Raw genomic sequence first — 26173 nt, 5'->3', positions numbered from 1 at the left:
TTAAGACATTCCAATAGCGGTTGCTGCACCCAGTGACAAAAGCAGCGTCATCCCGACGGTCATGCCCAACATGGTGATCAGCACCAACATCACGGCTTTCCCAAGGCTGTTGAACCCATGGATAACATTAATGAAATTCAAAACGACCCAGATCGAATACAGACCGACTCCCATCACGAAGATCAGTGCCAGACCTGGCATAGCCAGCATCAACAACAACGATGCCATCTGAACCGCAAACCGCATGTATTGCAGCCAACCAATGGCCAACAATATATCGTCAAACCGCCCGCGGCCTCCAATCGCACGCCCCCCCCAGTAGAATGAGAAGACAAGCAACACGAGACCACATCCCAAGATGGTCGTGTACAGGAAGGGTGCGGTTAAAAACGGTACATTCAACTCCGGAGGTGCTGGAAACAGAGTCAGTGTTGCAAAATGCGCCAGCGCATTAAGAACAATCCCAAGAGCAAGAACCATCCATGCTACATTGCGCGGCACAGGCCGGCTCATAAGGGCCACGGCCGCCTCACTCGGATCGCGAGCAGTTAGCCAGAACAAAGTGGTCAATTGCTGTCTCATGTGGACACCCTACCCGCTTCCACCAAACCAGAAATCCAGATCCAAACGAAGGCAATGAACCACAACGCGCCAACAATTGTCAGCGCAGAGCTCTCACCGATAAAGCCTTCAACCAAACCAACTAATAGATACAACGGTCCCGTAGCCAGCATTGCCCAAAACAACGCGAAACGCGTGCCATAGCTGGATTGTTTGCGCCCAAATGCACGCAACACCAGATGTGAGACAAAGGCCAGAGAAACCGCAATCAACGGCAATACAAACATCAGCGCAAACAGGTTGGCGCCCAACAAGGGGTTCAACTCTGTTCCAGACAAATGTGCTTCTCGAGCCAGAGCAGGCCAGCGAGACACAAAGATCACGCAGCAAGCGGCCATCAAGACCGCAAAGGCACGATCTTCCCGTTCGCCCATGGCCAAACGGCGGCGTACCACCGCTCTTGGAGAGCGGTAGCTTGCCATCATATCACCCGTCACAGACATCAGCCGCGCCGACGCTCCAACCAGGACTCCAAGCGCCCAATGATCTCATCACGTAGCTCTTCGCTTTCCACTTCTTCCACCGCCTCAGCCACAAAGGACATCACCATAAGATCGGTCGCGATGTCATGTGGAACACCACGTGCACGAAGATAAAACAGTGCATCTTCATCAATTGCACCTGAGGTTGACCCGTGAGAACACGCCACGTCGTCCGCGTAGATTTCCAACTCAGGTTTTGCCAGGAATTGGCTGTCCCCATCCAGCAGCAGCGATTGGCTAATCTGATAGCCATCGGTTTTCTGCGCGCCAGCCTTGACCAGAATTTTACCCTGAAATACGCCGGTGGCGCCATTGCGTAGCACTTTTTTGAAGACCTGTCGGCTTTCACAGTTCACTGCATCATGGGTGACAAAAACTGTGTCATCGTGATGGAAATCACCGTCGCCCATGCAAGCGCCCGCCACATGTGCAGTCGCATCATCACCGGTCAACTCCAGCACCGCCTCATTCCGGGTCAGACGCCCGTTGACGGTCAGAGTGAAGCTCTTAAACACACTTTCGGTTCCCAAACGGCCAAACAAATGTGTCACCGCACGACGTTCGTGATCACGCCCTTGTGCCCGCACATGGTGGAAGGTTGCGCCATCCGCCACGTCCACTTCCATGGATTTGTTGAACCGCGCGGCAGCTGGACCGTTCTCCAGAACCGTCACCTCTGCACCCGCATCCAGTTTTATCACATGATGCAAAATTGCGTCGGAGTTATCAGCTTTGTGCTGATAAACAAGGCTCACAGGCTTCTCAACCTTGCCAGTCACGTGGATCACCACGCCATCAGTTGCAAACGCGGAGTTCAAGGCCGCCAATGGACGCTCAACTGGCTTTTGACCATTGGTTTCCAACTGACCGTACAGGTCTTTGGCCCAATGAATGTCTTTGACCGCCACATCCGCCAGCCGCTCAATGGACAGGCCTTCACCAGCCAACTCATCCGACTGATCCGCGTCAAAGACACCATCGACAAAAACAACCTTGATACGATCAAAGCTGCCAAACAGCGGAGCTTCACCGGTCTCAAAGACTGCAGCCTCAGGCGCATCCGCTTGTGTCAGCGTGTCCGGGCGTGTGTACTTCCAGTACTCGTCCCGACGCTCCGGCAGCCCCATCTCACGCAGACGACCCAAAGCCGCCTCTCGGGCTTCAGAGGCCCACTGACCACCCGCAGGAAGCGTCATTCCGTCAAGACGGGCTGCAACGGCCTCTTGTTTCTTAGCCAGTGCAGCCATTACGCCATCTCCGCCAAGATATCTGCGTAGCCGTTTTTCTCAACTTCCAGCGCCAGCTCAGGGCCACCGGTCTTGATGATGCGGCCGTCCGCCATGATATGCACAACGTCTGGTTTGATGTGGTCCAGCAAACGCTGATAGTGCGTGATAACGAGAAATCCACGGCCTTCATCACGCAGCGCATTCACGCCCTCAGACACCAGTTTCATGGCGTCCACGTCAAGGCCGGAATCAGTTTCATCGAGGATACACATCTTTGGCTCAAGCATCGCCATCTGCAGGATTTCGTTACGCTTCTTCTCACCACCGGAGAAGCCCACGTTTACCGGACGCTTCAGCATGTCTGCATCGATCTTCAACGTCTTAGCTTTGGCGCGAATTTCTTTCAGGAAATCCGCCGCGGACAGCTCTTCTTCACCACGCGCTTTGCGCTGAGAATTCACCGCGGTGCGCAGGAAGGTCATGTTGCCAACCCCTGGGATTTCCACAGGGTACTGGAACGCCAGGAACAGGCCAAGCGCGGCGCGTTCTTCCGCTTCCATGTCCAGCAGGTCTTCGCCAGCCAGCGTGGCTTCGCCTGCGGTCACTTCATAGCCGTCTTTGCCGGACAACACATAAGACAATGTGGATTTTCCTGAGCCGTTTGGCCCCATGATAGCGTGCACTTTACCCGCTTCCACTTTCAGATCCACACCTTTGAGGATCTGCTTGTCTTCTTCTTCAAGTTTGACCTTCAGGCCTTTGATTTCCAACATGTTCATCTTCCTTCGCGTTTCCACGGGATGCCAAAGCACCCGGTCATTTCTTGTCTTATTTCACGGTGACAGCTGTGCCGCTGGCTGAAACCATCAGCATCGTGTCACCCACAACTTCATAATCCAGATCAACACCTACAACGGCGTTGGCTCCTTTGGCGGAAGCGCGTTGTTCCAGCTCAGCCAGAGCCGTTTCGCGCGCATCCTGCAGTTTGCTTTCATAGGCGCCCGAGCGGCCACCGACGATATCTGTGATGGAGGCAAAGATGTCCCGCACGACATTTGCCCCCATGATCGCCTCACCCACAACAATGCCGTGATAGGCGGTAATCTGATGACCTTCGATCGATGGTGTTGTTGTCACAATCATCTCAAAAACCTCCAACGTAAGAAATCGCCATCATCGCGGCCATCGCAACTAACCCACAGACTGCAGAGGTCACAAAAACAGAGCCAGAAATCAGCCCGTCCGAATTCCCTAACCGCATTTTTCTCAGACCAAAGCCCACGGCTGATCCAAACGCGATCCCCGCGCCCACACCTGCTGATTGCTGTATCAACGCCTGGATGGTTTCCATCTGTGCTTACCTATCCAACAATCGCACCAAAACACGTCCCGCGAGCCAGCCACCCAAAATGCCGATTCCAACCCACAAGAACGGGATTGGAAACCCGTCGGCGGTATTGAGGTAGATCACCCCCAACATCCCGCCAATCGCCGGCATAACAAATGGCAAGACCGCAACCAGTTTTTCGCGCATCTTAGAACGATAGTTAGCCAACGGACCCCTCCAGAGAAATCGCCACAAGTTGTTGTGCTTCCATGGCAAATTCCATGGGCAGCGCTTGCAGTACCTCCTTGGCAAAGCCATTCACAATAAGCGCCACAGCCGCTTCCTCATCCATGCCACGCTGGCGGCAATAAAACATCTGCTCGTCATCCACCTTGGACGTCGTTGCCTCGTGCTCCACACGAGACGAATTGTTCTTCACCTCAATGTACGGCACGGTGTGCGCCCCGCATTTGTCGCCAATCAGCAGGCTGTCACACTGTGTGTAATTCCGGCTGTTCTTGGCTTTCGGATGCATGGAAACCTGACCGCGATAAGTGTTCTGCGCCACACCAGCGCTGATGCCTTTAGAGACAATCCGCGACTTGGTGTTCTTCCCCAGATGTATCATCTTGGTGCCGGTGTCAGCCTGCTGGTGGTTGTTGGTGATCGCAATCGAATAGAACTCGCCCTGCGCATCATCACCACGCAGGATGCAGGACGGGTATTTCCAAGTGACGGCAGAGCCGGTTTCGACCTGTGTCCACATAATTTTGGCACGGTCGCCACGACAGTCGGCCCGTTTGGTCACAAAGTTGTAAATACCGCCTTTGCCGTTCTCATCGCCAGGGTACCAGTTCTGAACCGTGGAGTATTTCACCTCGGCATCTTCTTCGATCACAATCTCAACCACAGCAGCGTGCAGCTGACTGGTATCACGTTGTGGTGCGGTACAGCCTTCGAGATAAGACACATAAGAGCCTTTGTCCGCGATGATCAATGTGCGCTCAAACTGGCCGGTGTTTTCCGCGTTGATCCGGAAATACGTGGACAGCTCCATGGGGCAGCGCACGCCCGGTGGTACGTAAACAAACGACCCATCCGAGAACACTGCGCTGTTCAGCGTCGCGTAGAAGTTGTCAGACACCGGCACAACAGAGCCGAGGTATTTCTTCACCAGCTCCGGATGCTCACGGATCGCTTCAGAAATCGAACAGAAAATCACGCCCGCTTCTTTCAGCTCTTTCTGAAAGGTGGTCCCAACGGAAACGGAGTCAAATACCGCATCAACAGCGACTTTACGACCTTCCGCAGGCGCGTCTTCAGCGCCTTCAACCCCTGCCAAAATCATCTGTTCTTTGAGCGGGATACCAAGCTTTTCGTAAGTCGCCAGCAGCTTAGGATCAACCTCATCTAGTGACTTGGGCTTAACTTCCATGCTTTTAGGGCGCGCGTAATAATACTGATCCTGAAAATCCACTTCAGGATAATCCAACATCGCCCACTCTGGTTCCTCTTTGGTCAGCCAGCGCTTAAACGCCTCAAGCCGCCAGTCGGTCATCCATTTCGGCTCTTCGTTCTTGTCTGAAATCAAGCGGACAATGTCCTCAGTCAGCCCTTTTGGGGCATATTCCATCTCGATTTCGGTTTCCCAACCGTATTTGTATTTGCCGCCAACTTCGCGCACGGCATCCACGGTTTCCTGGTCAACACCGTCTTTGACCTGGGTTTCCTCAACTACAGCCATGTGCGTCTCCTAATCTTTCTGTCGCGCCGATGCGCGGTGTTTGTTCATCTGAGCAAGCCACTTATCGGCAAAACCCATGACGTCCTGTTCGCTTGTGTGTGGCCCCAAGCTCACCCGTATGGCGCTTGCAGCCGTCAACTCGTCAAATCCCATCGCGGTCAGCACCTTACTGGCGCGCACCTTGCCTGAAGAACAGGCCGACCCAGCCGAAATCGCGAAACCAGCCAGATCCATTTGCATGACCTGCGTCTCACCCTTCCAGCCCGGCACCGCAACGGCCGTCGTGTTGGGAAGCCGCTTAACTCCTTTGCCAACGATTATGGCATCAGGCGCTTCGGCGGATAGCCTGTCTTCCAGCATATCGCGGAGAGACGCAACCCGATCCCAAACACCATCGGCCAAATCTTGCGCCGCCGCCTTTGCCGCTGCCGCAAATCCTGCGGCACCTATCACGTTTTCCGTGCCCGCACGACGGCCCATTTCCTGACCACCCCCCAGTAACTGTGCTGGCACCTCGGTACCTCGCTTAACCACAAGAGCCCCAATTCCTTTGGGCCCACCTAGTTTATGCGCGGAAATCAGTCCCATCTGCGCACCAGTCCAATTAAAGGCCACCGGCAGCTTGCCAAAGGCTTGCGTCATATCGCTGACGAGCACGCCGTCAGGTAAGTATTGCACCACTCCTGTTTCAGAGTTGGCGAGTTGTACACAACTCGCACTTGGGTCGTGAACCACCACAGTACCCTGCGCATCAACGTCCAGATCGTTTTGTGTCCAAGCGTTTACGGCATCGTGTTCAACGCCAGCCGCGTGAAGTTCACGCCCTGACAAAGCCAAAGCCGCAGACTCTGTTGCACTGCTGGTAAAAATCACATCCGCGCCATCCGCACCAAAGGCCGAGGCAATATCGCCCCGTGCTCGCTCTAGGATCGCTTTGGCTTTTCGCCCCTCGGAGTGTACCGACGACGGATTCCCGTAGACCTCCATGGCGGAAATCATCGCCTCACGAGCTTCAGCGCGCAGTGGCGTTGTTGCATTATGATCCAAATAGGCACGCATCAGGCGTTTTCGTCCGCCATTTCATCAACCACAGAAAACAATGTTGGGACTGCAGGACACGGCGCCAGCTCGTTCTCGACAATATCGGACAGACGGGTTTGGTGCAGAAACACATACACATGCGCAGACAGCCCCTCCCAGAGCCGGTTTGCCATCGACTGCGCCCGAGAGCCACAAGACCCCCCGCTGGCCCCTGCCCCGGTGTGCAAAGCTGAAACCGTCTCATCCACCGCTGCCAAAATATCCGCCACCCGAATCTCGGACTTTGCACGCGCCAAACGATATCCGCCACCGGGCCCGCGCACGGACACAACCAACTCAGCACGCCGCAATTTCACAAAAAGCTGCTCCAAATAGGGAAGCGAAATGTCTTGCCGTTTGGAGATTTCACTCAAACTCACGAGATCTTCAGGCGGTTGAAGTGCAATATCGGCCAATGCAACCACCGCATAACGGCCTTTTGTCGACAGTTTCATGAAGCACCCCTTCGAATTGATTGACCTCAGCCATGCATATGCTTAAGTCGCTAGGACCGGAACGGCTTGTTTTTGAACCGTTCAACTAATTAGAAGCGTTCTAAGGTGACAGAGCAAATTCGTCAAGAATTCGTTCATACCTTTTCAGGGAGAAAAGCGACAAATATGCCAGAGGTGATTTTTCCGGGACCAGAAGGCCGCCTCGAAGGCCGCTATCATCCACAAAAAGAAAAAGATGCGCCAATCGCGATTGTATTGCATCCGCACCCGCAATTTGGCGGCACCATGAACAACAAGGTTGTCTACAACCTGCACTATGCCTTCTACAACATGGGCTTCACAGTGCTTCGGTTTAACTTCCGTGGTGTTGGTCGATCACAGGGTGAATATGATCAGGGTGTCGGTGAGCTGTCTGATGCGGCATCAGCGCTGGACTACCTGCAATCGATGAACACCAATTCCAAGCATTGCTGGGTGGCCGGGTTCTCTTTTGGTGCGTGGATTGGCATGCAATTGCTGATGCGTCGGCCAGAAATCACTGGCTTTATCTCGATTGCCCCACCAGCCAACATGTATGATTTCTCGTTTCTTGCGCCTTGCCCAAGCTCTGGTTTGATCCTGAACGGCACGGCAGATCGCGTTGCACCGCCTGCAGAAACCCACACGCTTGTGAACAAATTGCACGAGCAAAAGGGTATCACGATCACGCACACAGAGATCGATGGCGCGGGGCATTTCTTTGAGACCGACGACTACATGGATCAGATGACTGGCAACGTCACCAACTACGTGAAACGTCGCCTGACAGAGAGCAGCCGCTAATGAGCGCATTGGACACGCTGGCATCCAAACTTGCCGAAGATACAATCAAAGCTCAAAAAGAACTGGGTGACGAACGTATCTTCATGGAGGTAAGTGCGGTGCTTGGCGCGTCCTCGCAGTCGCTTGAAGAGGCGTACCTGATGGAAGTGCGTATACGTATGTCCGAAGAGAAAGGCCGCGCCTTTCTGGTCAATAAAGTAAAGACAGCGCGTGCTGCAGCGGCTGCGAAGACAGAAACCCCCAAATGAACGACCGTCTTTCCGCACAGCTCGCCTTCCTGACCGAAGCAGACAAACTAAAATCTGTCTATCGCGCCACCAATGTTCTGGATGGTCACCGCAAAGAAGACAGTGGCAGCCACAGCTGGCACATTGCGCTCTACGCGATGATCTTGTCGGAACATGCCAAGACAAACATCAATATCGACCGGGTGATCCGCATGTTGCTGATCCACGACTTGGTTGAAATCGATGTGGGTGATAGCCCAATACACGGCGATCACGATATCGCAGCGATGGAAGCTGCGGAAAGCGCTGCGGCAGACCGTATCTTTGGCCTTTTGCCCTCGGATCAAGCGAGCGCCATGCGCACGTTGTGGGACGAGTTTGAAGCGGCAGAAAGTGATGACGCCGTTTTTGCCAAAAGCATCGACAGGGTGCAGCCGGTGGTTGGCAACCTTGAAACCAACGGCGGTACTTGGCCCGAGTACAACGTGACCAAGCAACAGCTTGAAGACCGCGTAGGTTGGAAAGTCGCCAAGGGCGCCCCCGCGATTTGGGACCACTTAAAAACCCGTATCGCCAAATGGTTTTCTGAAAACGGTTAAGTTAAAAACACTGCGGCCAGCCATAGCCCCAACGCCACGGCAGGCCTGAACACGGCAACCCTCCAACACGCACAGCATCATACATGCGTTCCGACACAAAATAGACCGCCGCGGCGACATCATCCGGCGTGCTGTCATATTGCTGCGCAAGCACATCCGCCTCGCTGTCCGCCACACCTTGCACGCACTGCCGCAACGCCTCATCCGCCTCAAGTCGGGCGCGAAACCCAGCTTCCGGAACCGGATCCTCTCCCCCCAAATGATAGGCTTGGTCATGCACCACGCAACAGTCATGCCAAGGCGCTTCATGCGCAAAAACTTGCGCGAACCAGGGAAATGTCTTTGCCATCGCTCCCCAAGCCGCAGACATGCCACCTGAGCAGCCATCTGTTGTGAACGGTACCAAAGCGGCTGGGTCGGTCTCTCGCAAGGCTTGCAATCGACTGTGCCGCCAGATTTCCACCTTGGCCGACCAACCAGGTCCGTCATCTGAATTTTGTGCAGCAGCAGGATCAGTCAAAACACTGACTAAGAACAGAACTGCAAATGCTTCACTGAATGTCATCATCGCCTCGATGTGGCACATCCAGCCCAATCCGCCCCGCCAATCCAAGCACCAACCGCTCAACGCCAGTCAAAGTCTTACGATCTGCCAAAACCTGCCGTGCAAGCGCAGGTTCATCGGTGATCAGCCCGTCGACCCCGTAAGACAACATGCCCGACATCGACAACGCGTCGTTCACGGTCCAAACATAAACCTCTTTGCCGACGTCTTGGGACCCGCGAACCAATTGCCGCGACATGGTGGCGCTGTTCACAGCCAGAAAATCGACATCCAGATCCCACATATTTCCAAGCGATGCCGAAGCCAAAATCCCCACAGTCCAGTTCGGACGCAGCGCGCGCATCTTCGCGACCGAATCCGCCTTCAGCGACATGATCTTAACCTGATCCACCATGCCGGCAGCTTCCACTATGTCGATCACCCGTTGCTCAAGATCTTTGTCATAGCCGTAGTATTTCAACTCAATGACCACGCCCGACTTATCCTTCGTCGCCAGTAGCACTTCTTCCAACGTGGCCGTGCGTTCAGACGAAAACGACGGATCAAACCAACTACCAATGTCAATTTTTTCCAGATCTGCGAGCGTCGCATCCCAGATTTTCAACGGATTTCCAGCCACTTTCATAAAGTCGCTGTCATGCACCACAACCACCATGCCATCCGCGGTTTCCTGCACATCGATCTCCACCCAGTCTGCTTGATCCTCAACCGCACGCGTTACAGCGGCCAACGTGTTTTCTGGCGCCGCGCCGGATGCGCCTCGGTGCGCGATAACGGCAACCGGTCGATCCTGATCAACCCTCATCAGCTCCGCGATGCCAAACCCGCCAAGCAGAGTGACAACAGCCGCCCCAGCCACGACGCCCCCCAAAATCGCCTTGGGCAACTCCCGTTTTTGACCGGCATTGGGCCAGTCAGCGAACCCCATAAAGGCCACAGCCAAGGCGCCGGTGGTCAGGGATGTGAGGATCAGGTTGAGAAGTGCCCATAAAGCCGTCGAAAGCAACAGAAACGCGGCCAGCCCCTTGAGCCCAAATGGCACAAAATACAGACCAAACTGAATAATCACGCCCACAACAAACAAGGCCGCGCCGCCGACCACAGCGCCTAACCCCGCCCAGATTGCCAATCGACCAAGGAATTCTACGCGTCGGCCCGCCATGCGTGCCTGGCTCTCACGTAGGGCCTCCCCTGCCCGCCGATTGTCAAACACCACCAGCGGCAATGCCAGAACCCAGCCCAGTGTCCGCCACACCACCAAAGCCACCATGAGCGCCAAGGCGATGCCGCAAACCACCACAGTTTGTACAAATTTCGGTGGATGGAAGCTGAGGTAATAGTTGATGTCGTAGTCCGTCATCCAGCTGACAAAGGCCAATCCGCAGACCGCCAGAAACGGCAAACACATAACCAAAAGCCGCAGGCAAAACTGAACGGCCAATCCAAGCACAGCAGGCGCACGCGGGAACACCATCGCCACACCGTCCAAAAACCCGCGTGATTTTCCCTCCCGGTCGCGCAATGCCACCGCCATCATGAAAGACACGTCCAACGTCAGCAAAACCAAGGCCAGTCCGACGATCAGCACTCCCGCCACAAACCCAACTGGAGAGAGCAAAAATAGAGCGATGTCAAAATCAGCCAAGGCAGGTTGGCCTGAGAGCTTCAACGCCAGATGCACCGTGCCGGCCATTAAGGGCGCAAATGCCGCTGCCAGCAATAAGTTAAACACGAGATGAGATTGCACAAACGGCACACGCAACTGCCATGCCACTCCGAAACATCGCACCACTTCCGACATTGCCTGCTTCACATCACCACTCCAACACCCGTTTAACGTGATCCTACCCCTGTCCCCCGCTGCGGTCGAGAGGTGGCGGTATTTTGTCAAAAGCAATTGTCATGCTACGTTTTACGCAACAAAAATTCGCGCCCAACCCAAACTGTATACAATAGCATACAAAGCCTTTCCATAGCCCGATATTTCCCTTAGGAGAGGCGCTAATACGACTCGGTTCACAGGAGACCCCCATGACCAAGATCAAAGTGGATAATCCCATCGTCGAAATGGACGGCGATGAAATGACACGTATCATTTGGCAATTCATCAAAGACAAACTGATGTTGCCGTACCTGGACCTCGACCTGCTGTATTATGATCTTGGCATCGAAGAGCGGGACCGCACCGAGGATCAGATCACCATCGACGCCGCTGAAAAAACCAAAGAGATCGGCGTAGCGATCAAATGTGCCACCATCACGCCGGATGAGCAGCGCGTTGAAGAGTTTGGCCTCAAGAAAATGTGGCGCTCGCCCAACGGCACCATCCGAAACATTCTTGGTGGCGTGGTCTTCCGCCAGCCAATCATCTGTCGCAACGTGCCGCGTCTTGTGCCGGGCTGGACCTCTCCCATCGTCGTCGGTCGTCACGCCTTTGGCGACCAGTATAAAGCTACCGATTTCACGTTCCCCGGCGCTGGCAAGCTAACTATGAAATTTGTCGGCGAAGACGGCACCGTAATCGAGAAAGAAGTCTACGATGCACCGTCCGCCGGCGTGTATCAGGCGATGTACAACCTCGACAGCTCGATCATCGACTTCGCGCGCGCCTCGCTGAACTATGGTCTCAACCTAGGCTGGCCGGTATATCTTTCCACCAAAAACACCATCCTGAAGGCTTATGACGGCCGCTTTAAAGATCTGTTCCAGAAGGTCTATGAGGAAGAGTTTGCCGAGAAATTCAAAGCCGCAGGCATCTGGTACGAACACCGCCTTATCGACGACATGGTCGCCTGCGCCATGAAGTGGAACGGTAAGTTTGTTTGGGCCTGCAAAAACTACGATGGGGATGTGCAATCTGACACCGTAGCACAGGGCTTTGGCTCGCTTGGCCTGATGACCTCGCAGCTGATGACACCGGACGGAAAAATTGTTGAGGCCGAAGCAGCGCACGGCACCGTGACCCGCCACTACCGCCAGCACCAGAAAGGCGAAGCCACCTCCACCAACTCGATCGCCTCGATCTACGCTTGGACTGGTGGTCTGAAGCACCGCGCGAAACTGGACAACAATATCGCTCTGCGCGCCTTTGCTGAAACACTGGAACGGGTGATCATCGACACCGTGGAAAGCGGTCACATGACCAAAGACCTGGCCCTTCTGGTTGGCCCGGATCAAGGCTGGATGACCACCATGGGGTTCCTCGAAAAGATCGACGAGAACTTGAACAAAGCCCTCGCAGGCTAATCCCTGAGACAAAATGACCTAAGGCACACTTCTCGTGCCTTAGGCTGTCCTTTACCACTCGTCCGGTAGACCCCCAGCGCATAGCGGCCTTGCGTCGCTCCCTCTAGACAGTCTCGCCGCGCTGCGGCAAAGCCGGTGCCATGGTAAGTTTTATTGAATCTCCAAGTCCCGAAAAACACAGCCCTTTTGATGACATTCAAGGGTTGGTGGTTGGTACATTGCTCGTTGCCTTGTCTGTTCAGTTCCTACAGGCAGTAGACCTCTTTACCGGCCAGATCGCCGGCCTGTCTCTGGTCGCAGCCAAGGCCACTGGCCTCACGTTTGGCGCACTCTTCTTTGTCCTGAACTTGCCATTCTATGTCATCGCCTACCTGCGCATGGGCTGGTTTTTCACTCTCAAGACCTTCGCTGCCGTAGGTCTTCTGACACTTTGGACCTTCTTGCTCCCACAGGTATTCCAAATCGCCACAGTGCACCCACTTGTTGGCGCTGTGCTTGCAGGTGTGACTGCTGGAGCGGGTCTGATTGTTCTTTTCCGCCATGGCGCCACTTTGGGCGGCATCGGCATCGTAGCGGTTTGGCTGCAAGACACCAAAGGCATCAAAGCCGGCTGGGTCCAATTGAGCTTTGATGTTTTTGTCTTTGGGCTGGCGGTGTCGTTTTTTGACCTCAATGCGGTGATGTTCTCGCTGATAGGCGCGGCTGTAACCAATATTATGATCGCAACAAATCACCGTCGCGATCGTTACATCGCGCGCTAACCGTCAGGGACGCGCATGCCTAAAGCCTATCTGATCCTTCTGGTTGCCGTTGTGTTTGAAACCATCGGCACCGCCGCTCTGCAAGCCAGCCAGCAATTCACCAAACCCATCCCCTCGATCATTGTGGTCATCGGCTACGGTCTCGCCTTCTATATGATGGCATTGACTCTCAAGGTTCTGCCGGTCGGCATCACCTATGCCGTTTGGTCTGGGCTAGGTATCATCTCCATCTCAATCATCGCTTATTTTGCCTTTGGGCAAAAACTCGACTTAGCGGCAATTCTTGGCATGGGGCTGATTGTTGCGGGAATCCTCGTTATAAACCTGTTTTCCAAGACTGCAGTGCATTAAGGTACACAAAGGGCTGGCCTTTTGCTGCGACCCGCGATAGGGCGAGCGCGAACAGGAAAGGCTGCCCTTATGGATCTTCGCAACATCGCCATCATCGCCCACGTTGACCACGGCAAAACCACATTGGTGGATGAGCTGCTGAAACAGTCGGGTGCATTCCGGGAAAACCAGGAAGTGGCCGAGCGCGCCATGGACAGCGACGCACTGGAGCGCGAGCGCGGCATTACAATTTTTGCCAAACCCACAAGCGTTGAGTGGAAAGGCACCCGCATCAACATCGTGGACACACCTGGCCACGCCGACTTTGGCGGCGAGGTGGAACGTATCCTATCCATGGTAGACGGTGTGGTGCTGCTGGTAGATGCGGCCGAAGGCCCAATGCCTCAAACCAAATTTGTGACTTCCAAAGCACTGGCACTGGGCCTGCGCCCAATTGTGGTTCTCAACAAAGTTGACAAGCCGGACGCCGAGCCTGACCGCGCACTAGATGAGTGTTTTGACCTCTTTGCCTCCTTGGATGCAAACGATGATCAGCTCGAATTCCCACACATGTACGCCTCTGGCCGCAACGGTTGGGCAGACGCTGAACTGGACGGTCCGCGCCAAGACCTGCACGCATTGTTCAATCTGATTGTAAACCACGTGCCCGAGCCAAAGCAGGTCCACAAACAAGAAGACGATTTCCGCATGCTGGCAACCACATTGGGCTCCGACCCGTTTGTGGGTCGTATTCTGACCGGTCGGGTTGAATCTGGTACGCTAAAAGTGGGCGCAACCGTGCAGGCGCTGTCCCGCATTGGTCAAAAGATCGAACAGTTCCGCGTAACCAAGATTCAGGCGTTCCGTGGCCTGGCCCAACAAGACATCGAAGAAGCCCAAGCTGGTGACATCGTCTCGCTGGCCGGCATGTCAAAAGCCACTGTGGCTGATACCATTTGCGCGTTGGCCGTTGAAGAACCACTTGAAGCTCAGCCGATCGATCCCCCCACCATCACCGTGACCTTTGGCATCAACGACAGCCCGCTGGCTGGTCGTGACGGCAAAAAGGTTCAATCCCGTGTGATCCGCGACCGCTTGATGAAAGAAGCCGAATCCAACGTGGCAATCAAAATCGCGGACACTCCCGGTGGCGAGGCTTTTGAGGTTTCTGGTCGTGGTGAACTTCAGATGGGTGTTCTTATCGAGAACATGCGCCGCGAGGGTTTTGAGCTTTCGATCTCTCGCCCTCAGGTGATCATGCGCGAGGAAGACGGTCAAACAGTTGAGCCTATCGAAGAAGCCACAATTGACGTGGATGACGAATACTCAGGTGCCGTAATCGAAAAGATCACAGGTGCCCGCAAAGGCGAACTGGTCGAAATGCGCCCTGCTGGTGCCGGCAAAACCCGCATCATCGCGCATGTGCCATCCCGTGGCCTGATTGGCTACCACGGCGAATTCCTCACCGACACCCGTGGCACCGGCGTGCTGAACCGTGTGTTCCACGGTTGGGCCCCATACAAAGGCGCAATTGCTGGCCGTCGGTCTGGGGTGCTGATCTCGATGGAAAATGGCTCCTCCGTAGCGTTTGCTCTGTGGAACCTCGAAGATCGTGGCAAAATGATGATTGGCGCTCAAGCTGATGTCTACACCGGCATGATCATTGGCGAACACAGCCGCGAGAACGACCTGGAAGTGAACCCGCTCAAGGGCAAGAAACTCACCAACGTGCGTGCATCAGGTACCGACGAAGCTGTCCGCCTGACAACGCCAATGACGCTGTCCTTGGAAGAGGCCATTGCCTACATCAACGACGACGAGCTGGTTGAAGTGACGCCACAAAATGTGCGGCTGCGCAAACGCTATCTGGATCCACATGAGCGTAAACGCATGTCCAAAAAGATTGGCTAAACGATCACTAAAACGCCGGGGCCACGCTCCGGCGTTTTTCTTTTGACAAATGACTTGAGAAGATCGCGAAAGTACTTGAAATTCGGGCCATAGAATATTCACATTCCAAGGCACCATGTTCACAAAACTGATCTCAGCAGTCTTCGCCTGCCTCCTACTTCTTTTTGGCGACGCATTGCACGCTCAAAGTGGTGGGTTTGGCACCTTCAGCAGTACCGATACGCTTGTCAAACGTACGTCACCGCAACAAATTGGCGTTGGCGTCACACTCGACCAGATCACCTTTGTGGATCAACAAGCGGAGAATTTTGGCGTTGTTGGTACCCTGTTTCTCAAGGCAAATTACCCACAATTCGCTTTTGACTCAGAGGCTCACGGCAGTGATGTCAAAACCTACAGCAACGAAGCATTCCGAAAACTCTTGAACGATGCCGGTGCGCAACCGCCCTATTTTATCCTTCGCAATCAACAAGGGCGCCGCTTCACACAACAAGTCTCAATCTTGCTGAAAGACAACGGTGAAGTCACCTATGCAGAGCGTTTCACCGCAACCCTGCAAGCGCCACACTTCGACTTCAAGCGGTACCCCTTTGATACTCAAGAGTTCTTCGTGGAGGTTTCCTCAATGCTCCCATTGGAGTTTGTCGAATTCTATCCGCTAGAACAACAATCCGGTATGGGGGACTTGCTTGGCGAAGAAGAGTGGATTCTCTCAAATTCTTCTATAGAAAGCGGTTCCGTAGAAGGTATCGGAGGTGCCGAAACAACCATGGTGGCATTGCGGTTTGAGGGCAAACGCCATGTACAATACTACGTTTTGCGCATCTTATTGCCGCTGCTCATCATCTTGTTTGTAAGCTGGGCTACTTTTTTTCTGGAAGAATACCGTCGCCGTATCGACATGGCCTCGGCCAACCTTTTGGTCTTCGTGGCCTTCAACTTTGCGATTTCCACCATGCTGCCAAAACTTGGCTACCTGACGTTTATGGACTCACTTCTGGTGGGCATGTTCCTCATCACCGGCTCCACCGTTCTCATAAACATTGCCCTACGGCGCCTGAAAACCTCTGGCCGCGAAGACCTTGCGCGCAAAATCGACGGATATCTCGTGATTTGGATTTTCCCAATCCTGCACGCAATCTTTCTGTTCTGGGCGGTGAGGTTTTTCCTGATTTAAGCCGTCAGCTCAAAGGTCGAAACGGTTCAATCTCAAAATTGCCGTCTTCGTGGAACCGACAGAAAGACCCCGCCGGGATTTCTTCCCAACCCTCCTCCGCTTCGACCAGCGGTTCACTCACCACAGCACGTCCACTCCGGCTGTCGCTGGCGCGGTGATACACAGTTGGTGCCCGATCATCCGAAGCGTACCGCACTGCATAGAGTGTTTCGCCGTCGCTGAACGCTGCAGCCAAGCGCATATGGGGTGTTGTGCCTCGCTCCCGGCTCATCCGCTCAAGGATGCCAACGGCAATCTGGAGCGACTCTTTTGGGTGCTCATCCATGCCTTCCATAAGGCTCAACAGAAACAACACCTCACTGTCCGTCGCGCCTTTCCGTTCAGGATAGAGTTCATCAGAGATCAGCATATCCGCGCGACGGCGGAAGGTCTCAAACCCACCAACCTGCCCGTTGTGCATGAAAGACCAGCGCCCCACCGCAAAAGGATGGCAGTTGTTGCGGCTGGTAGCCGTACCGGTAGAGGCGCGCACATGCGCCAAAAACAGACTCGACTCCACTTGAGCGGTCAACGATTTCAAATTTGGATCAGACCAAGCTGGCAGAATGTCCCGGTACAGCCCTGGCTCGGGCCGACTGCCATACCACGCCAAGCCAACGCCATCACCGTTGGTCTGTGTCTTGCATTCTGTGGCTTGCATGCTCTGTTGGATCAACGAGTGATCCGGCCGCGTCACAACATCTTCAAGGAAACAAGGTTCCCCAATATAAGCGGCCCAACGACACATACGGCTGTTCTCCCTGCCTGCAGATCCCGACTAAAAGAAACAGGATAAGCGTTCAAGAGCACATATATGCGATGCTACTCGGGGATAAAAGTGTGATTTTCCTATCTGGATCGGAATTTTGACCCAACTGACTACAGATCAGAAGGACACCCTCCCTTTCACATCATGTGGAAAGGTCCTAGCAACTAAAGAAAACGACCTAATTCACCTATCCGGCCAAGCAGGCTGCTGTCCCAGCAGCTTTTCTCGTCAGGTTAGCCCAGAAGAAGACTGCAAGTCCGGGCTCTGACCGAGATGACGGCAATCTCGGTATTGGCTTCGGGCAAAATCTGGATGGCCCTAATATCAGCTCCCGACTCCGTTACATCGAAACCAACGCGCGACATGCCAACAAAGCGCTTGTATTCTCGCTCACCAAGAATGCTGCCGTCTTTGTCGATCAATTGGAAAGTGACGGAAATCCCTTTTTGTGTTTCCCGCAAGGGCTCCTCTGCCCAAAATTCCACACCGACTTGACACGCTGGCTCCCTGAGCCACACCGAAAGTGGATGCGGCGCCAAATCGTGATCCCTCCAATCTGTAGAGGGAAGCCGCGCCGTTAATCCTGGCTTTGTGTGAACCTTGGCGTTAATCGCCAGCAATCCACCGGGCTTTTCTGACGGCAAGGTCGCCGTCAACACGCACCAACTCCGTACCAATGGCAATCCCAGCACCAAAAGCGGGCGCATCATAGATTTGTCCCCTTAACCAAATCCCATCCACCGGCAGCTTTTGCGTTGTTGGCCCCGCGATCGTGTCGATTGGAATGTCCTGGACCACATCAGCAAGGGCTACAGACGATGTCCATAGCCCAAAGAATGACGCCCAAATGAGCTTATTCACTGGTTTCAACTACCATCAACTCACGCTCACTTGCGCCGCGTGCGTGGTTCAGCGCCTCTTGATATTCCGGACTGTGATAGCAAGCCACCGCTGTGTCCACATCCGGGAAGCGCGCCACTACATTGCGTGGCCGCTCCTTGCCTTCCAGCTGCACAAATTTGCCCCCACGTGCGATAAACTCGCCGCCGTGTTTGGCAATCGCTGGGCCAGCCAACTCTGCGTATTTTCCATAGGCGTCCGCGTCTGTCACGGTCACATGTGCAATCCAAAGTGCGCCCATCTGGCTCTCCAATCTTGTTATCCTGCCCGACACTCTACGGAAAATGTCGGGTAGGCCAAGAAGATTTTGACCAAATGGTCAGCCTGCGATCACCGCTTCCGCTGCCGCAAAAGCTTCTTTGGACTTGGAAGCATCCTTGGCACCACCTTGCGCCATATCCGGCCGGCCACCGCCGCCCTTGCCACCCATTGCGCCAACTGCCGCACGAACCAGGTCAACAGCGCTCAGATCACCTTTCAGATCATCCGTCACCCCGGCAGCCACAGCCACTTTGCCATCGGTATCGGCAATCAACAGCACAGCGCCGCTTTCCAAACGCGCTTTGTGCTCGTCGATCAGAGGCGGCAGGTCTTTACCGGACACACCAGAAAGCACCTGCGCAAAAAACTTCACACCGTTGATCTCTTTGGCCTCGGGGCCAGCGCCCTGCCCGGCACCACCAGACATCGCCAACTCCCGACGCAGCGTCGCCACTTCATTTTGCAGAGCCTTGCGCTCATCCAAAAGCGCCTTCACGCGATCCAGAATTTCCGCAGGCTGTGCTTTCAACGTGCCTGCCACTTCGGCAACCCGCTTAGCCTCACGTGCCAGATGTCCAAACGCCACCTCCCCGGTCAACGCCTCAATCCGACGTACGCCAGCTGAGGACGCACTATCCGACAACAGCACAAACACACCAATATCTCCCGTATGTTTGACGTGCGTACCGCCACAAAGCTCAATCGAATAGGTATCCCCATTCTGGCCTTTGCCTGTATTGGCCCGGCCCATGGAGACAACCCGTACCTCGTCGCCATATTTCTCGCCAAACAGCGCCTGTGCACCAATGCCCCGCGCATCGTCAGGTGTCATCACCCGTGTTTCCACCGGAGTGTTTTGACGAATATAGGCATTCACGTCCAAGCCAACTTGAGTCAGCTCTTCCGGGCTCAGTGCTTTGTTGTGACTGAAATCAAACCGCAAACGGTCATCTGCATTAAGCGATCCGCGCTGTGCTACGTGATCGCCAAGCGCCTCGCGTAGCGCTTCATGAAGCAAGTGTGTTGCAGAGTGGTTTGCCCTGATCGATGTGCGACGCCCGTGATCGACAATCATCGCCACCGGATCACCTTTGGAAATTTTTCCACGCGAAACCACGACCTTATGCGCGATCAATTTACCATCGGCAAACTTCTGCACTTCGGACACTTTGGCCATCTCATCGCGGTTTTCCAACCGCTCCACCAATCCGTGGTCCGCAACCTGACCACCGCTTTCAGCATAAAATGGCGTCTGGTTCATCACCAGCCAGCCGTTTTCGCCTTCTGCCAACGCATCCACCAAGGCTCCATCCCTCATGATGGCCTGCACCTGGCCTTCGGCGGTTTCAGTGTCATAGCCAAGAAATTCAGACGCCCCATTTTCATCCGCAACATCAAACCAGACAGCGTTTTCTGCAGTGTCGCCGGATCCTTTGTGGGCTGCGCGAGCTTTGGCCTTTTGCTCTGCCATGGCGGCATCAAAACCGTCTGTATCCACTTCGCGGCCTTTTTCGCGCAGCGCATCTTGAGTCAGGTCCAACGGAAAGCCAAAGGTGTCATACAATTTGAACGCCGCAGCACCATCCAACGCTGCGCCTTCCTCCAAACCGTCCAATTCATCGTCAAGCAGCTTCAGGCCCCGGTCCAGCGTTTGCTTAAACTTGGTTTCTTCCTGCTTCAGCGTTTCTTCGATCAAAGCCTGCGCCTGCCCCAACTCAGGATACGCCTGTCCCATCTGTTGCACCAGCGAAGGCACCAATTGGTGCATCACAGGGTCTTTGGCGCCCAACAGATGGGCGTGGCGCATCGCACGACGCATAATCCGGCGCAGAACATAGCCGCGTCCATCATTGGAGGGCATAACCCCGTCCGCCATCAAGAAAGAAGTTGAGCGCAAGTGATCAGCAATCACGCGGTGGTGCACATTCTGCTCACCGTATGGATCGGTTGAGGTCACATGGGCCGACGACTCAATCAATGCTTTGAACAGATCGGTGTCGTAGTTGTCATGGCTGCCCTGCAGCAATGCGCCAATCCGCTCCAGCCCCATGCCGGTGTCGATCGACTGCATGTCCAGCGCTTTCATGGAGCCATCTTCGAACTGCTCATTCTGCATGAACACCACGTTCCAAATCTCAATGAAACGGTCGCCATCTTCATCAGGGGAACCGGGAGGGCCACCCCAAATGTGTTCGCCATGGTCGTAGAAAATCTCAGTGCAGGGACCACATGGGCCAGTTGGACCCATCTGCCAGAAGTTGTCAGAGGTCGCGATCCGGATGATCCGCTCTTCTGGAACACCAATTTTCTTCCAGATATCATAGGCTTCATCGTCGGTATGATAGACCGTCACATAAAGCCGCTTTGGATCGATACCAAACTCTTTGGTAATCAGGTTCCACGCAAACGGAATGGCTTCTTCTTTGAAATAATTGCCAAAGGAGAAGTTGCCGAGCATTTCGAAAAACGTGTGATGGCGCGCTGTGTAGCCCACATTGTCCAGATCGTTGTGTTTGCCGCCGGCCCGCACACATTTCTGCGACGTGGTGGCGCGCTGGTAATCCCGTTTTTCAACCCCGGTGAAGAGGTTTTTGAACTGCACCATGCCTGAGTTTACAAACATAAGTGTCGGGTCATTGCGCGGCACCAGCGGGCTGGAGTCCACAATCTCATGACCTTGTTTGGCAAAGTAATTCAGAAAGGTCGACCGGATGTCGTTTAGGCTGGCCATGAGCAGATCTCTTAACGTGGGTTTCGGTATTCAAGCGGGTGTATAACCCCCGCGCCTGCCTGTCCACATGGCATTGCGCCCAACTTAGTGCGACAAAGCCAATCGCCCCGCCTTAGCATTCATCAACGCCGTCACACTTTGCGTAATAGATCTCCAGCGTGAATCACACCATCTTGTTCAACGCTGCAAAGAACACCACGCAACCGCAACACCCGATGCTCTGGTTTTCTTATCCACTCGTAAGCAGCCGGCCCATACCTGGCCTTCCACTTCACACAAGCGTCGTTGAAGACTTCTGACACCCGCAAAATAGCAGTGCCAACTGCCAACATCTGACCGGTTGGTAAGTTGCCTTCGGACATATCAAGGTCCGCCGCAAAGGTATCGCCAGGATGTAACACTTCCTCATTTGGGGCCCACACCAAATCCAGCACACGCCGCGGAATGATGCACACTTGTATGCCTGGATGGGGCGCACCAACGTCAGTACGCAGCCAAGGCTGCGTCATCCACCGCTCTCCGGGAATGCCCTGCGCCTTGGTCAGCGTAATCTTTTTCACAAACCGCCGCGTATTACGCTCCGGCCTGAGACATAAATGCGAAATGGCCGCCCCGTCTTTGGGAGCGGCCATCACATGCGGTAACACCCGCGTCAATCTGTCTTTGGAAGGAGTCAATCTTCGACCAGGTCTTCGTCACCTGGCGGCATGTCAAACTCGAGCCCATGTGCGGCGCGGATCTTATCTTCGATCTCAAGCGCCATACGGCTGTTTTCCTTCAGGAACGCCGAGGCATTTGCGCGACCTTGCCCAATCCGCTCATCGCCATAACTGAACCAGCTACCAGATTTCTCCACCACGCCGGCTTTTGCACCCAAATCGAGCAATTCGCCCATCTTGGAGATGCCTTCCCCATACATGATGTCAAACTCCACTTGCTTGAACGGTGGCGCCACTTTATTTTTTACAACCTTCACACGCGTTGCGTTGCCTACAATTTCGTCGCGATCTTTCACCGAGCCTATACGACGGATGTCCAACCGCACGGAGCTGTAGAACTTCAGCGCATTACCGCCTGTCGTGGTTTCTGGCGATCCAAACATCACGCCAATCTTCATCCGGATTTGGTTGATGAAAATCACCATACATTTGGAGCGCGCAATCGACCCTGTCAATTTGCGCATCGCCTGGCTCATTAGCCTTGCCTGAACCCCAAGGTTGCTATCACCCATGTCACCTTCAAGTTCGGACTTCGGTGTAAGTGCCGCAACCGAATCGACCACAACCATGTTCACTGCACCAGAGCGTACCAACGTGTCAGTAATTTCCAGCGCTTGTTCCCCGGTGTCTGGCTGCGAAATCAGCAGTTCATCCAGGTTCACACCCAGTTTCTTGGCATACAGTGGGTCCAGCGCGTGTTCCGCATCCACAAACGCGCAAACGCCGCCTTTTTTCTGCTCTTCCGCAATACAATGCAAAGTCAGCGTGGTTTTACCGGAACTTTCCGGTCCATAAATCTCGATGATCCGACCTTTAGGCAAACCGCCGATTCCTAGCGCGATGTCCAAGCCCAAAGAGCCGGTTGAGGTCGACTCAATCTCTTGCGCAGGGTTGTCCGCGCCCAGTTTCATAATCGAGCCCTTACCAAACTGCCGCTCAATTTGCGCCAGCGCGCTGTCCAGCGCTTTCTGTTTGTCGGGGGATGAGGATTTCTTGGTGGTCATTGTCAAAAGATCTGCCGTTGCCATTTGCTTGGTTCCTTATTCCACACCCGCGCACGGGCGGCAATCACTGCCTGTGTTCACCTCTTGTTCTAAAAACTTATGAGATCAAAAGGAGAACAAATCAAGAGAAAAGAATAGGAACATTTTCCATCCCCTTTGGTTAAGAACTGGTTTACAAACTTAGAGCAACTTGTCTTTCATTTACTCAAGGCCGTACAAATGCTTGTTTTCTGGAAACAAAAACTTGTGTTCCTGTCAGTCCCAAAGACCGGCACAACAGCCATTGAAGAAGCTTTGGCGCCCTCCGCGGACATGGTGATTTCCAATCCACCAGAGCTCAAACACGCCCCGGTTTATCGCTATAACCGCTTTTTCCGCCCCATGTTCGAACGCGCCTGCAAAACCGATGATCTGGAACTGATGGCCGTCATGCGAGAACCTGTGAGCTGGTTGGCCAGCTGGTATCGTTACAGACGTCGCGACTTTATGCGGGGGCATACAAACTCAACCGAGAACGTGAGCTTTGAAGAGTTTGTGCAAGAATACATGAAAGGTGACAAGAAGGCCGCCTTTGCCAATGTTGGCAGCCAGGCCAAATTTCTGGAGCCGCGCCCCAATGGTGTGAAAGTAGACCACCTGTTCCGATACGAGGATCAACCTCAATTGATCTCATTTTTGGAGGACCGGCTGCAGCGAAATGTCCAATTGGAACGCCGAAACAGCTCTCCCACGATGCCACTCGATCTACCCGACGCCACATTGCAAAAGCTGCGCAAAAAATGCGCAGCGGAGTTTGACCTATATGAAAGCCTATCTTAGGAGCTTGAGATACGCGCCTGAACTGCTTCCGTTAAGTCGCTGAGTGAAAATGGTTTCGGCAAGAAACTAGAATTTTCAATACGCGCCTGATCATCCGAAAAACTGTCTTCCGCATAGCCGGAGACAAAAATCACAGGCACATTTGGGTAATCTTCACGGGCTTGGCGCACCCAGCTCGGTCCATCCATTCCAGGCATGATCACATCACTGACAAACACATCAATGGTTGGATGATCCATCTCCAGAACTTCCAGAGCCTCTTCTCCCGACGCAGCCTCAAGCACGGTGAAGCCCCGCATTTTTAATGCACGTGTCGCAAAGGATCGCACTGGTGCTTCGTCCTCTACGAGTAAGACAACACCACTGTGCTGCACCTCTGGCAAGTCAGGACGCTTGCCAAGCTCAGGTGCTGCCACTTGTTCCGCCGCCGCGCCATGTGCTGGGAACATCAACGTGAAAGTGGTGCCCACCCCCTCGGTGCTGTCGACAAAAATGTAACCGCCCGTCTGCTTCACAATGCCATACGCAGTGCTCAGGCCAAGCCCAGTGCCTTCACCCGTCTTTTTGGTGGTGAAAAATGGCTCAAACACTTTCTGGAGCTTGTCGTGCGCAATGCCGATGCCCTGATCTGCCACTGTGACCGACACGTAGTTGCCAACCGGAACAACTACCCGGTCACGTTCCAGTGCCTCGCCGAGCTCAACGCCCTCTGTTGTCACCCGAATCTCACCGCCATCCGGCATTGCATCCCGCGCGTTGACCACAAGGTTCATCAGGACCTGTTCCAACTGCCGCTTGTCTGCGCGGATCGCTGGCAGCACCGGATCATTGTTCAAAGTCAGCGTCACCCGCTCCCCCACCAAACGGTTCAGCAAGTGCGTCAAGTCCGCCAACGTATTGCGCAGGTCCAACACTTCCGGGCGCAGGTTCTGCTTTCTGGAGAACGCCAACAGCTGCCCAACAAGTGCGGCGGCGCGGTTGGCGTTCTGATTGATCTGAATAAGGTCTGCGTAATCCGCATCGCCTTGGTCATGCCGCAGCAACAAAAGATCACAATGCCCTGAAATTGCTGTCAAAAGATTGTTAAAATCATGCGCTACACCACCTGCCAGCTGGCCAATCGCCTGCATCTTTTGACTTTGTACAAATTGCGCTTCCAGAGACTTGAGTTCGGTGGCGTCACTTAACACGGCAATCAAAGAGGTTTCGCCACCTTCGATCACGCGATTGAGGCTCACCTGCACAATCACATCTTTGTCGTCTCGCTTAAGGCGCAGGAACTCCGATTGATTGACCGTTTTGCCTTGCGCGGCTTCCATCAGCCAATCCACAATCGAGCGTCCCAGGCCCTCCATGAGGTCGCCGATGGTGGTCTTCGGTGTGACCTCCATATTGATCAGCACCCGCGCGGCACGGTTGGCCAGAAGTACGTCCCCTTCAGGGGTCACCTTCAGAAGGGCGACCGGCAACTCGTCAAACTGCACCGCGCCATCGCGCATCACAGGTACCTCCGTGGGCAGCAAGTAGATCTCGCGCCGCCCGGCCGTGGCCTCAAATTCCGCTACCAAGCATTGCTGCTCCCCGTTTGACGTATGCACCACAGTTGCGCTGCGCAGATCTTGCACCTCAGGACCAAACACGTCGGCGAGCGTTTTCTTGCGCTCCCCAAGCAAGTGCCGGGCCGCAGGGTTCATAAACAAAACCGTGCCAGACCGTCCCACAGTCAGCATCGGCAAGCGCGGCGCGCCACCGGCATGCTGCGCGTCCGATACCGGGTTGGTTTTTTGGATGTTCCACAGCAGAACGCCGTATTCCAAACTAGTTACGGACAGCCGCATCATCGTGTCGCGCAGAGACAGCTCTTCTTCGCAGTTTCCCTCTGCAAGGCTGGAGGCAATCATATCGCGCACTTTGCCTTCCGCGTCCAAAAACTGATCTGACAGCGCTTCAATCATGGTGTCACGCGCACCCAAACCCGCGTCCATCGCAGCCTTGTTGGCGTAGATCACCTGCCCCTCAGGGTTAGACACAAAGGCCAGATCGGTCGCTTCATCAAACATCCGGCGCAACAGAGAAACCGCCCGCATCTGCGCAGCCTTGCGGCGCAACGACACCATCAAACTCACTGCGCTGCCTAGGCCCAGAAGCCCGCTGGCAAACACCATCGCAATGCGCATGGGGCCAGGCTGCAAAAGAACAGCCGTCACCACCATGACCAAAGCGGCCAAGGCAAGAATACCGGCATGATGTGGTGAGTCCCCCATATGGCGGGGGGAAGGCCCCTTGGCCTTTGTCGAATTGGACACGTCTGCACCTATTCTTTTACGTCTTCGTTAATATGCGTCAAATTATCTT

28 protein-coding genes are annotated in these 26173 nt (G+C 54.4%); 9 read left to right on the top strand and 19 right to left on the bottom strand.

Annotated features, from left to right (window positions below):
* Genes QOL67_RS18175 through iscR form a run of 10 tightly spaced genes read right to left on the bottom strand, consistent with a single transcriptional unit; the run spans position 1 to position 6938 of the window.
* Positions 1-582 carry a YIP1 family protein gene (locus QOL67_RS18175; RefSeq protein WP_283427405.1) on the bottom strand — a complete coding sequence of 194 codons (582 nt, stop codon included), beginning with the start codon at positions 580-582 and terminating at the stop codon, positions 1-3.
* Positions 579-1064 (bottom strand): YIP1 family protein, encoded by a 486-nt coding sequence (locus tag QOL67_RS18170; protein ID WP_283427404.1) that lies wholly within the window; start codon positions 1062-1064, stop codon positions 579-581. The genes QOL67_RS18175 and QOL67_RS18170 overlap by 4 nt, the downstream gene beginning before the upstream one ends.
* Complete coding sequence (gene sufD / locus QOL67_RS18165) at positions 1064-2350, bottom strand: Fe-S cluster assembly protein SufD (RefSeq protein WP_430458969.1); 1287 nt, start codon at positions 2348-2350, stop codon at positions 1064-1066. Before sufD ends, QOL67_RS18170 begins: the two co-directional genes overlap by 1 nt.
* Positions 2350-3105 (bottom strand): Fe-S cluster assembly ATPase SufC, encoded by a 756-nt coding sequence (sufC, locus tag QOL67_RS18160; protein ID WP_283427403.1) that lies wholly within the window; start codon positions 3103-3105, stop codon positions 2350-2352. The genes sufD and sufC overlap by 1 nt, the downstream gene beginning before the upstream one ends.
* A gap of 55 nt (positions 3106-3160) precedes the next feature.
* Positions 3161-3475 carry a heavy metal-binding domain-containing protein gene (locus tag QOL67_RS18155; RefSeq protein WP_283427402.1) on the bottom strand — a complete coding sequence of 105 codons (315 nt, stop codon included), beginning with the start codon at positions 3473-3475 and terminating at the stop codon, positions 3161-3163.
* Between the two features lies 1 nt (position 3476).
* Positions 3477-3683 (bottom strand): hypothetical protein, encoded by a 207-nt coding sequence (locus QOL67_RS18150; protein WP_283427401.1) that lies wholly within the window; start codon positions 3681-3683, stop codon positions 3477-3479.
* Between the two features lie 6 nt (positions 3684-3689).
* Positions 3690-3887, bottom strand: a complete 198-nt coding sequence (locus QOL67_RS18145; RefSeq protein ID WP_283427400.1) for a hypothetical protein — start codon at positions 3885-3887, stop codon at positions 3690-3692.
* Positions 3880-5403, bottom strand: a complete 1524-nt coding sequence (sufB, locus tag QOL67_RS18140; protein WP_283427399.1) for a Fe-S cluster assembly protein SufB — start codon at positions 5401-5403, stop codon at positions 3880-3882. The genes QOL67_RS18145 and sufB overlap by 8 nt, the downstream gene beginning before the upstream one ends.
* A gap of 9 nt (positions 5404-5412) precedes the next feature.
* A complete protein-coding gene (locus tag QOL67_RS18135) occupies positions 5413-6465 on the bottom strand; it encodes a cysteine desulfurase family protein (RefSeq protein ID WP_283427510.1) in 1053 nt (350 codons plus the stop codon).
* A complete protein-coding gene (gene iscR, locus QOL67_RS18130) occupies positions 6462-6938 on the bottom strand; it encodes a Fe-S cluster assembly transcriptional regulator IscR (RefSeq protein ID WP_283427398.1) in 477 nt (158 codons plus the stop codon). Before iscR ends, QOL67_RS18135 begins: the two co-directional genes overlap by 4 nt.
* A gap of 165 nt (positions 6939-7103) precedes the next feature.
* Between iscR and QOL67_RS18125 the strand changes: the two genes are divergently transcribed.
* The 3 genes from QOL67_RS18125 to QOL67_RS18115 are packed head-to-tail and all read left to right on the top strand — an operon-like array spanning position 7104 to position 8586.
* Positions 7104-7760, top strand: a complete 657-nt coding sequence (locus QOL67_RS18125; RefSeq protein ID WP_283427397.1) for an alpha/beta hydrolase — start codon at positions 7104-7106, stop codon at positions 7758-7760.
* Positions 7760-8008, top strand: a complete 249-nt coding sequence (locus tag QOL67_RS18120; protein ID WP_283427396.1) for a hypothetical protein — start codon at positions 7760-7762, stop codon at positions 8006-8008. Before QOL67_RS18125 ends, QOL67_RS18120 begins: the two co-directional genes overlap by 1 nt.
* The gene (locus QOL67_RS18115) at positions 8005-8586 is read left to right on the top strand and encodes an HD domain-containing protein (RefSeq protein WP_283427395.1); all 582 of its coding nucleotides are present in this window, start codon (positions 8005-8007) and stop codon (positions 8584-8586) included. Before QOL67_RS18120 ends, QOL67_RS18115 begins: the two co-directional genes overlap by 4 nt.
* Before the next feature lies 1 nt (position 8587).
* Here QOL67_RS18115 and QOL67_RS18110 read toward each other — a convergent pair whose 3' ends face one another.
* Together QOL67_RS18110 and QOL67_RS18105 are read right to left on the bottom strand one after the other, a co-directional pair.
* Complete coding sequence (locus tag QOL67_RS18110) at positions 8588-9151, bottom strand: hypothetical protein (RefSeq protein ID WP_283427394.1); 564 nt, start codon at positions 9149-9151, stop codon at positions 8588-8590.
* Positions 9138-10964 carry a glycerophosphodiester phosphodiesterase gene (locus QOL67_RS18105; RefSeq protein WP_283427393.1) on the bottom strand — a complete coding sequence of 609 codons (1827 nt, stop codon included), beginning with the start codon at positions 10962-10964 and terminating at the stop codon, positions 9138-9140. Before QOL67_RS18105 ends, QOL67_RS18110 begins: the two co-directional genes overlap by 14 nt.
* 218 nt (positions 10965-11182) lie before the next feature.
* Between QOL67_RS18105 and QOL67_RS18100 the strand changes: the two genes are divergently transcribed.
* The 5 genes from QOL67_RS18100 (at position 11183) to QOL67_RS18080 (ending at position 16576) form a co-directional block, all read left to right on the top strand.
* A complete protein-coding gene (locus QOL67_RS18100) occupies positions 11183-12397 on the top strand; it encodes an NADP-dependent isocitrate dehydrogenase (protein WP_283427392.1) in 1215 nt (404 codons plus the stop codon).
* Between the two features lie 140 nt (positions 12398-12537).
* Positions 12538-13158 carry a YitT family protein gene (locus QOL67_RS18095; protein WP_283427391.1) on the top strand — a complete coding sequence of 207 codons (621 nt, stop codon included), beginning with the start codon at positions 12538-12540 and terminating at the stop codon, positions 13156-13158.
* A gap of 15 nt (positions 13159-13173) precedes the next feature.
* Positions 13174-13509 (top strand): DMT family transporter, encoded by a 336-nt coding sequence (locus QOL67_RS18090; protein WP_283427390.1) that lies wholly within the window; start codon positions 13174-13176, stop codon positions 13507-13509.
* A 69-nt stretch (positions 13510-13578) separates the two neighbouring features.
* Entirely contained in the window at positions 13579-15399 is a 1821-nt protein-coding gene (gene typA / locus QOL67_RS18085) for a translational GTPase TypA (RefSeq protein ID WP_283427389.1), read from the top strand.
* A 175-nt stretch (positions 15400-15574) separates the two neighbouring features.
* A complete protein-coding gene (locus QOL67_RS18080) occupies positions 15575-16576 on the top strand; it encodes a ligand-gated ion channel (protein ID WP_283427388.1) in 1002 nt (333 codons plus the stop codon).
* Positions 16577-16580: 4 nt separating this feature from the next.
* Here the strand turns inward: QOL67_RS18080 and QOL67_RS18075 are convergent, their stop codons facing one another.
* The 6 genes from QOL67_RS18075 to recA all read right to left on the bottom strand — a co-directional run bounded on the left by QOL67_RS18075 (position 16581) and on the right by recA (position 23023).
* Entirely contained in the window at positions 16581-17363 is a 783-nt protein-coding gene (locus tag QOL67_RS18075; RefSeq protein WP_283427387.1) for a class II glutamine amidotransferase, read from the bottom strand.
* A gap of 254 nt (positions 17364-17617) precedes the next feature.
* Positions 17618-18094: a hypothetical protein gene (locus tag QOL67_RS18070; protein WP_283427386.1), complete on the bottom strand. Its 477-nt coding sequence runs from the start codon at positions 18092-18094 to the stop codon at positions 17618-17620.
* A gap of 143 nt (positions 18095-18237) precedes the next feature.
* Complete coding sequence (locus QOL67_RS18065; RefSeq protein WP_164642773.1) at positions 18238-18525, bottom strand: DUF1330 domain-containing protein; 288 nt, start codon at positions 18523-18525, stop codon at positions 18238-18240.
* A gap of 78 nt (positions 18526-18603) precedes the next feature.
* A complete protein-coding gene (gene alaS, locus QOL67_RS18060) occupies positions 18604-21276 on the bottom strand; it encodes an alanine--tRNA ligase (RefSeq protein WP_283427385.1) in 2673 nt (890 codons plus the stop codon).
* Positions 21277-21407: 131 nt separating this feature from the next.
* Positions 21408-21836 (bottom strand): MOSC domain-containing protein, encoded by a 429-nt coding sequence (locus tag QOL67_RS18055; RefSeq protein WP_283427384.1) that lies wholly within the window; start codon positions 21834-21836, stop codon positions 21408-21410.
* A gap of 113 nt (positions 21837-21949) precedes the next feature.
* Positions 21950-23023, bottom strand: a complete 1074-nt coding sequence (recA, locus tag QOL67_RS18050) for a recombinase RecA (protein WP_283427383.1) — start codon at positions 23021-23023, stop codon at positions 21950-21952.
* Positions 23024-23218: 195 nt separating this feature from the next.
* Between recA and QOL67_RS18045 the strand changes: the two genes are divergently transcribed.
* Positions 23219-23818, top strand: coding sequence for a sulfotransferase family 2 domain-containing protein (locus tag QOL67_RS18045; RefSeq protein WP_283427382.1), 600 nt, complete (start codon positions 23219-23221; stop codon positions 23816-23818).
* On the opposite strand, the gene QOL67_RS18040 is transcribed toward QOL67_RS18045, so the two are convergent.
* Positions 23815-26082, bottom strand: coding sequence for an ATP-binding protein (locus tag QOL67_RS18040; protein ID WP_430458973.1), 2268 nt, complete (start codon positions 26080-26082; stop codon positions 23815-23817). The two genes, QOL67_RS18045 and QOL67_RS18040, sit on opposite strands and share 4 nt — an antisense overlap.
* Between the last annotated feature and the right edge of the window lie 91 nt (positions 26083-26173).

The sequence above is a fragment of the Shimia sagamensis genome, assembly GCF_900182745.1.
Classification (GTDB): domain Bacteria; phylum Pseudomonadota; class Alphaproteobacteria; order Rhodobacterales; family Rhodobacteraceae; genus Shimia; species Shimia sagamensis.
The sequence above is the reverse complement of the archived record's forward strand: the minus strand, read 5'-3'. Positions and strand labels throughout refer to the sequence as shown.

Coding starts and splice junctions, on each gene's coding strand:
- QOL67_RS18045 (WP_283427382.1), top strand. CDS start 23,219: ATGCTTGTTTTCTGGAAACAAAAACTTGTGTTCCTGTCAGTCCCAAAG.
- QOL67_RS18040 (WP_430458973.1), bottom strand. CDS start 26,082: ATGGGGGACTCACCACATCATGCCGGTATTCTTGCCTTGGCCGCTTTG.
- QOL67_RS18155 (WP_283427402.1), bottom strand. CDS start 3,475: ATGATTGTGACAACAACACCATCGATCGAAGGTCATCAGATTACCGCC.
- iscR (WP_283427398.1), bottom strand. CDS start 6,938: ATGAAACTGTCGACAAAAGGCCGTTATGCGGTGGTTGCATTGGCCGAT.
- QOL67_RS18120 (WP_283427396.1), top strand. CDS start 7,760: ATGAGCGCATTGGACACGCTGGCATCCAAACTTGCCGAAGATACAATC.
- QOL67_RS18100 (WP_283427392.1), top strand. CDS start 11,183: ATGACCAAGATCAAAGTGGATAATCCCATCGTCGAAATGGACGGCGAT.
- sufB (WP_283427399.1), bottom strand. CDS start 5,403: ATGGCTGTAGTTGAGGAAACCCAGGTCAAAGACGGTGTTGACCAGGAA.
- alaS (WP_283427385.1), bottom strand. CDS start 21,276: ATGGCCAGCCTAAACGACATCCGGTCGACCTTTCTGAATTACTTTGCC.
- QOL67_RS18150 (WP_283427401.1), bottom strand. CDS start 3,683: ATGGAAACCATCCAGGCGTTGATACAGCAATCAGCAGGTGTGGGCGCG.
- typA (WP_283427389.1), top strand. CDS start 13,579: ATGGATCTTCGCAACATCGCCATCATCGCCCACGTTGACCACGGCAAA.
- QOL67_RS18115 (WP_283427395.1), top strand. CDS start 8,005: ATGAACGACCGTCTTTCCGCACAGCTCGCCTTCCTGACCGAAGCAGAC.
- QOL67_RS18070 (WP_283427386.1), bottom strand. CDS start 18,094: ATGATGCGCCCGCTTTTGGTGCTGGGATTGCCATTGGTACGGAGTTGG.
- sufC (WP_283427403.1), bottom strand. CDS start 3,105: ATGTTGGAAATCAAAGGCCTGAAGGTCAAACTTGAAGAAGAAGACAAG.
- sufD (WP_430458969.1), bottom strand. CDS start 2,350: ATGGCTGCACTGGCTAAGAAACAAGAGGCCGTTGCAGCCCGTCTTGAC.
- QOL67_RS18075 (WP_283427387.1), bottom strand. CDS start 17,363: ATGTGTCGTTGGGCCGCTTATATTGGGGAACCTTGTTTCCTTGAAGAT.
- QOL67_RS18125 (WP_283427397.1), top strand. CDS start 7,104: ATGCCAGAGGTGATTTTTCCGGGACCAGAAGGCCGCCTCGAAGGCCGC.
- QOL67_RS18175 (WP_283427405.1), bottom strand. CDS start 582: ATGAGACAGCAATTGACCACTTTGTTCTGGCTAACTGCTCGCGATCCG.
- QOL67_RS18170 (WP_283427404.1), bottom strand. CDS start 1,064: ATGTCTGTGACGGGTGATATGATGGCAAGCTACCGCTCTCCAAGAGCG.
- QOL67_RS18065 (WP_164642773.1), bottom strand. CDS start 18,525: ATGGGCGCACTTTGGATTGCACATGTGACCGTGACAGACGCGGACGCC.
- QOL67_RS18090 (WP_283427390.1), top strand. CDS start 13,174: ATGCCTAAAGCCTATCTGATCCTTCTGGTTGCCGTTGTGTTTGAAACC.
- QOL67_RS18095 (WP_283427391.1), top strand. CDS start 12,538: ATGGTAAGTTTTATTGAATCTCCAAGTCCCGAAAAACACAGCCCTTTT.
- recA (WP_283427383.1), bottom strand. CDS start 23,023: ATGGCAACGGCAGATCTTTTGACAATGACCACCAAGAAATCCTCATCC.
- QOL67_RS18110 (WP_283427394.1), bottom strand. CDS start 9,151: ATGACATTCAGTGAAGCATTTGCAGTTCTGTTCTTAGTCAGTGTTTTG.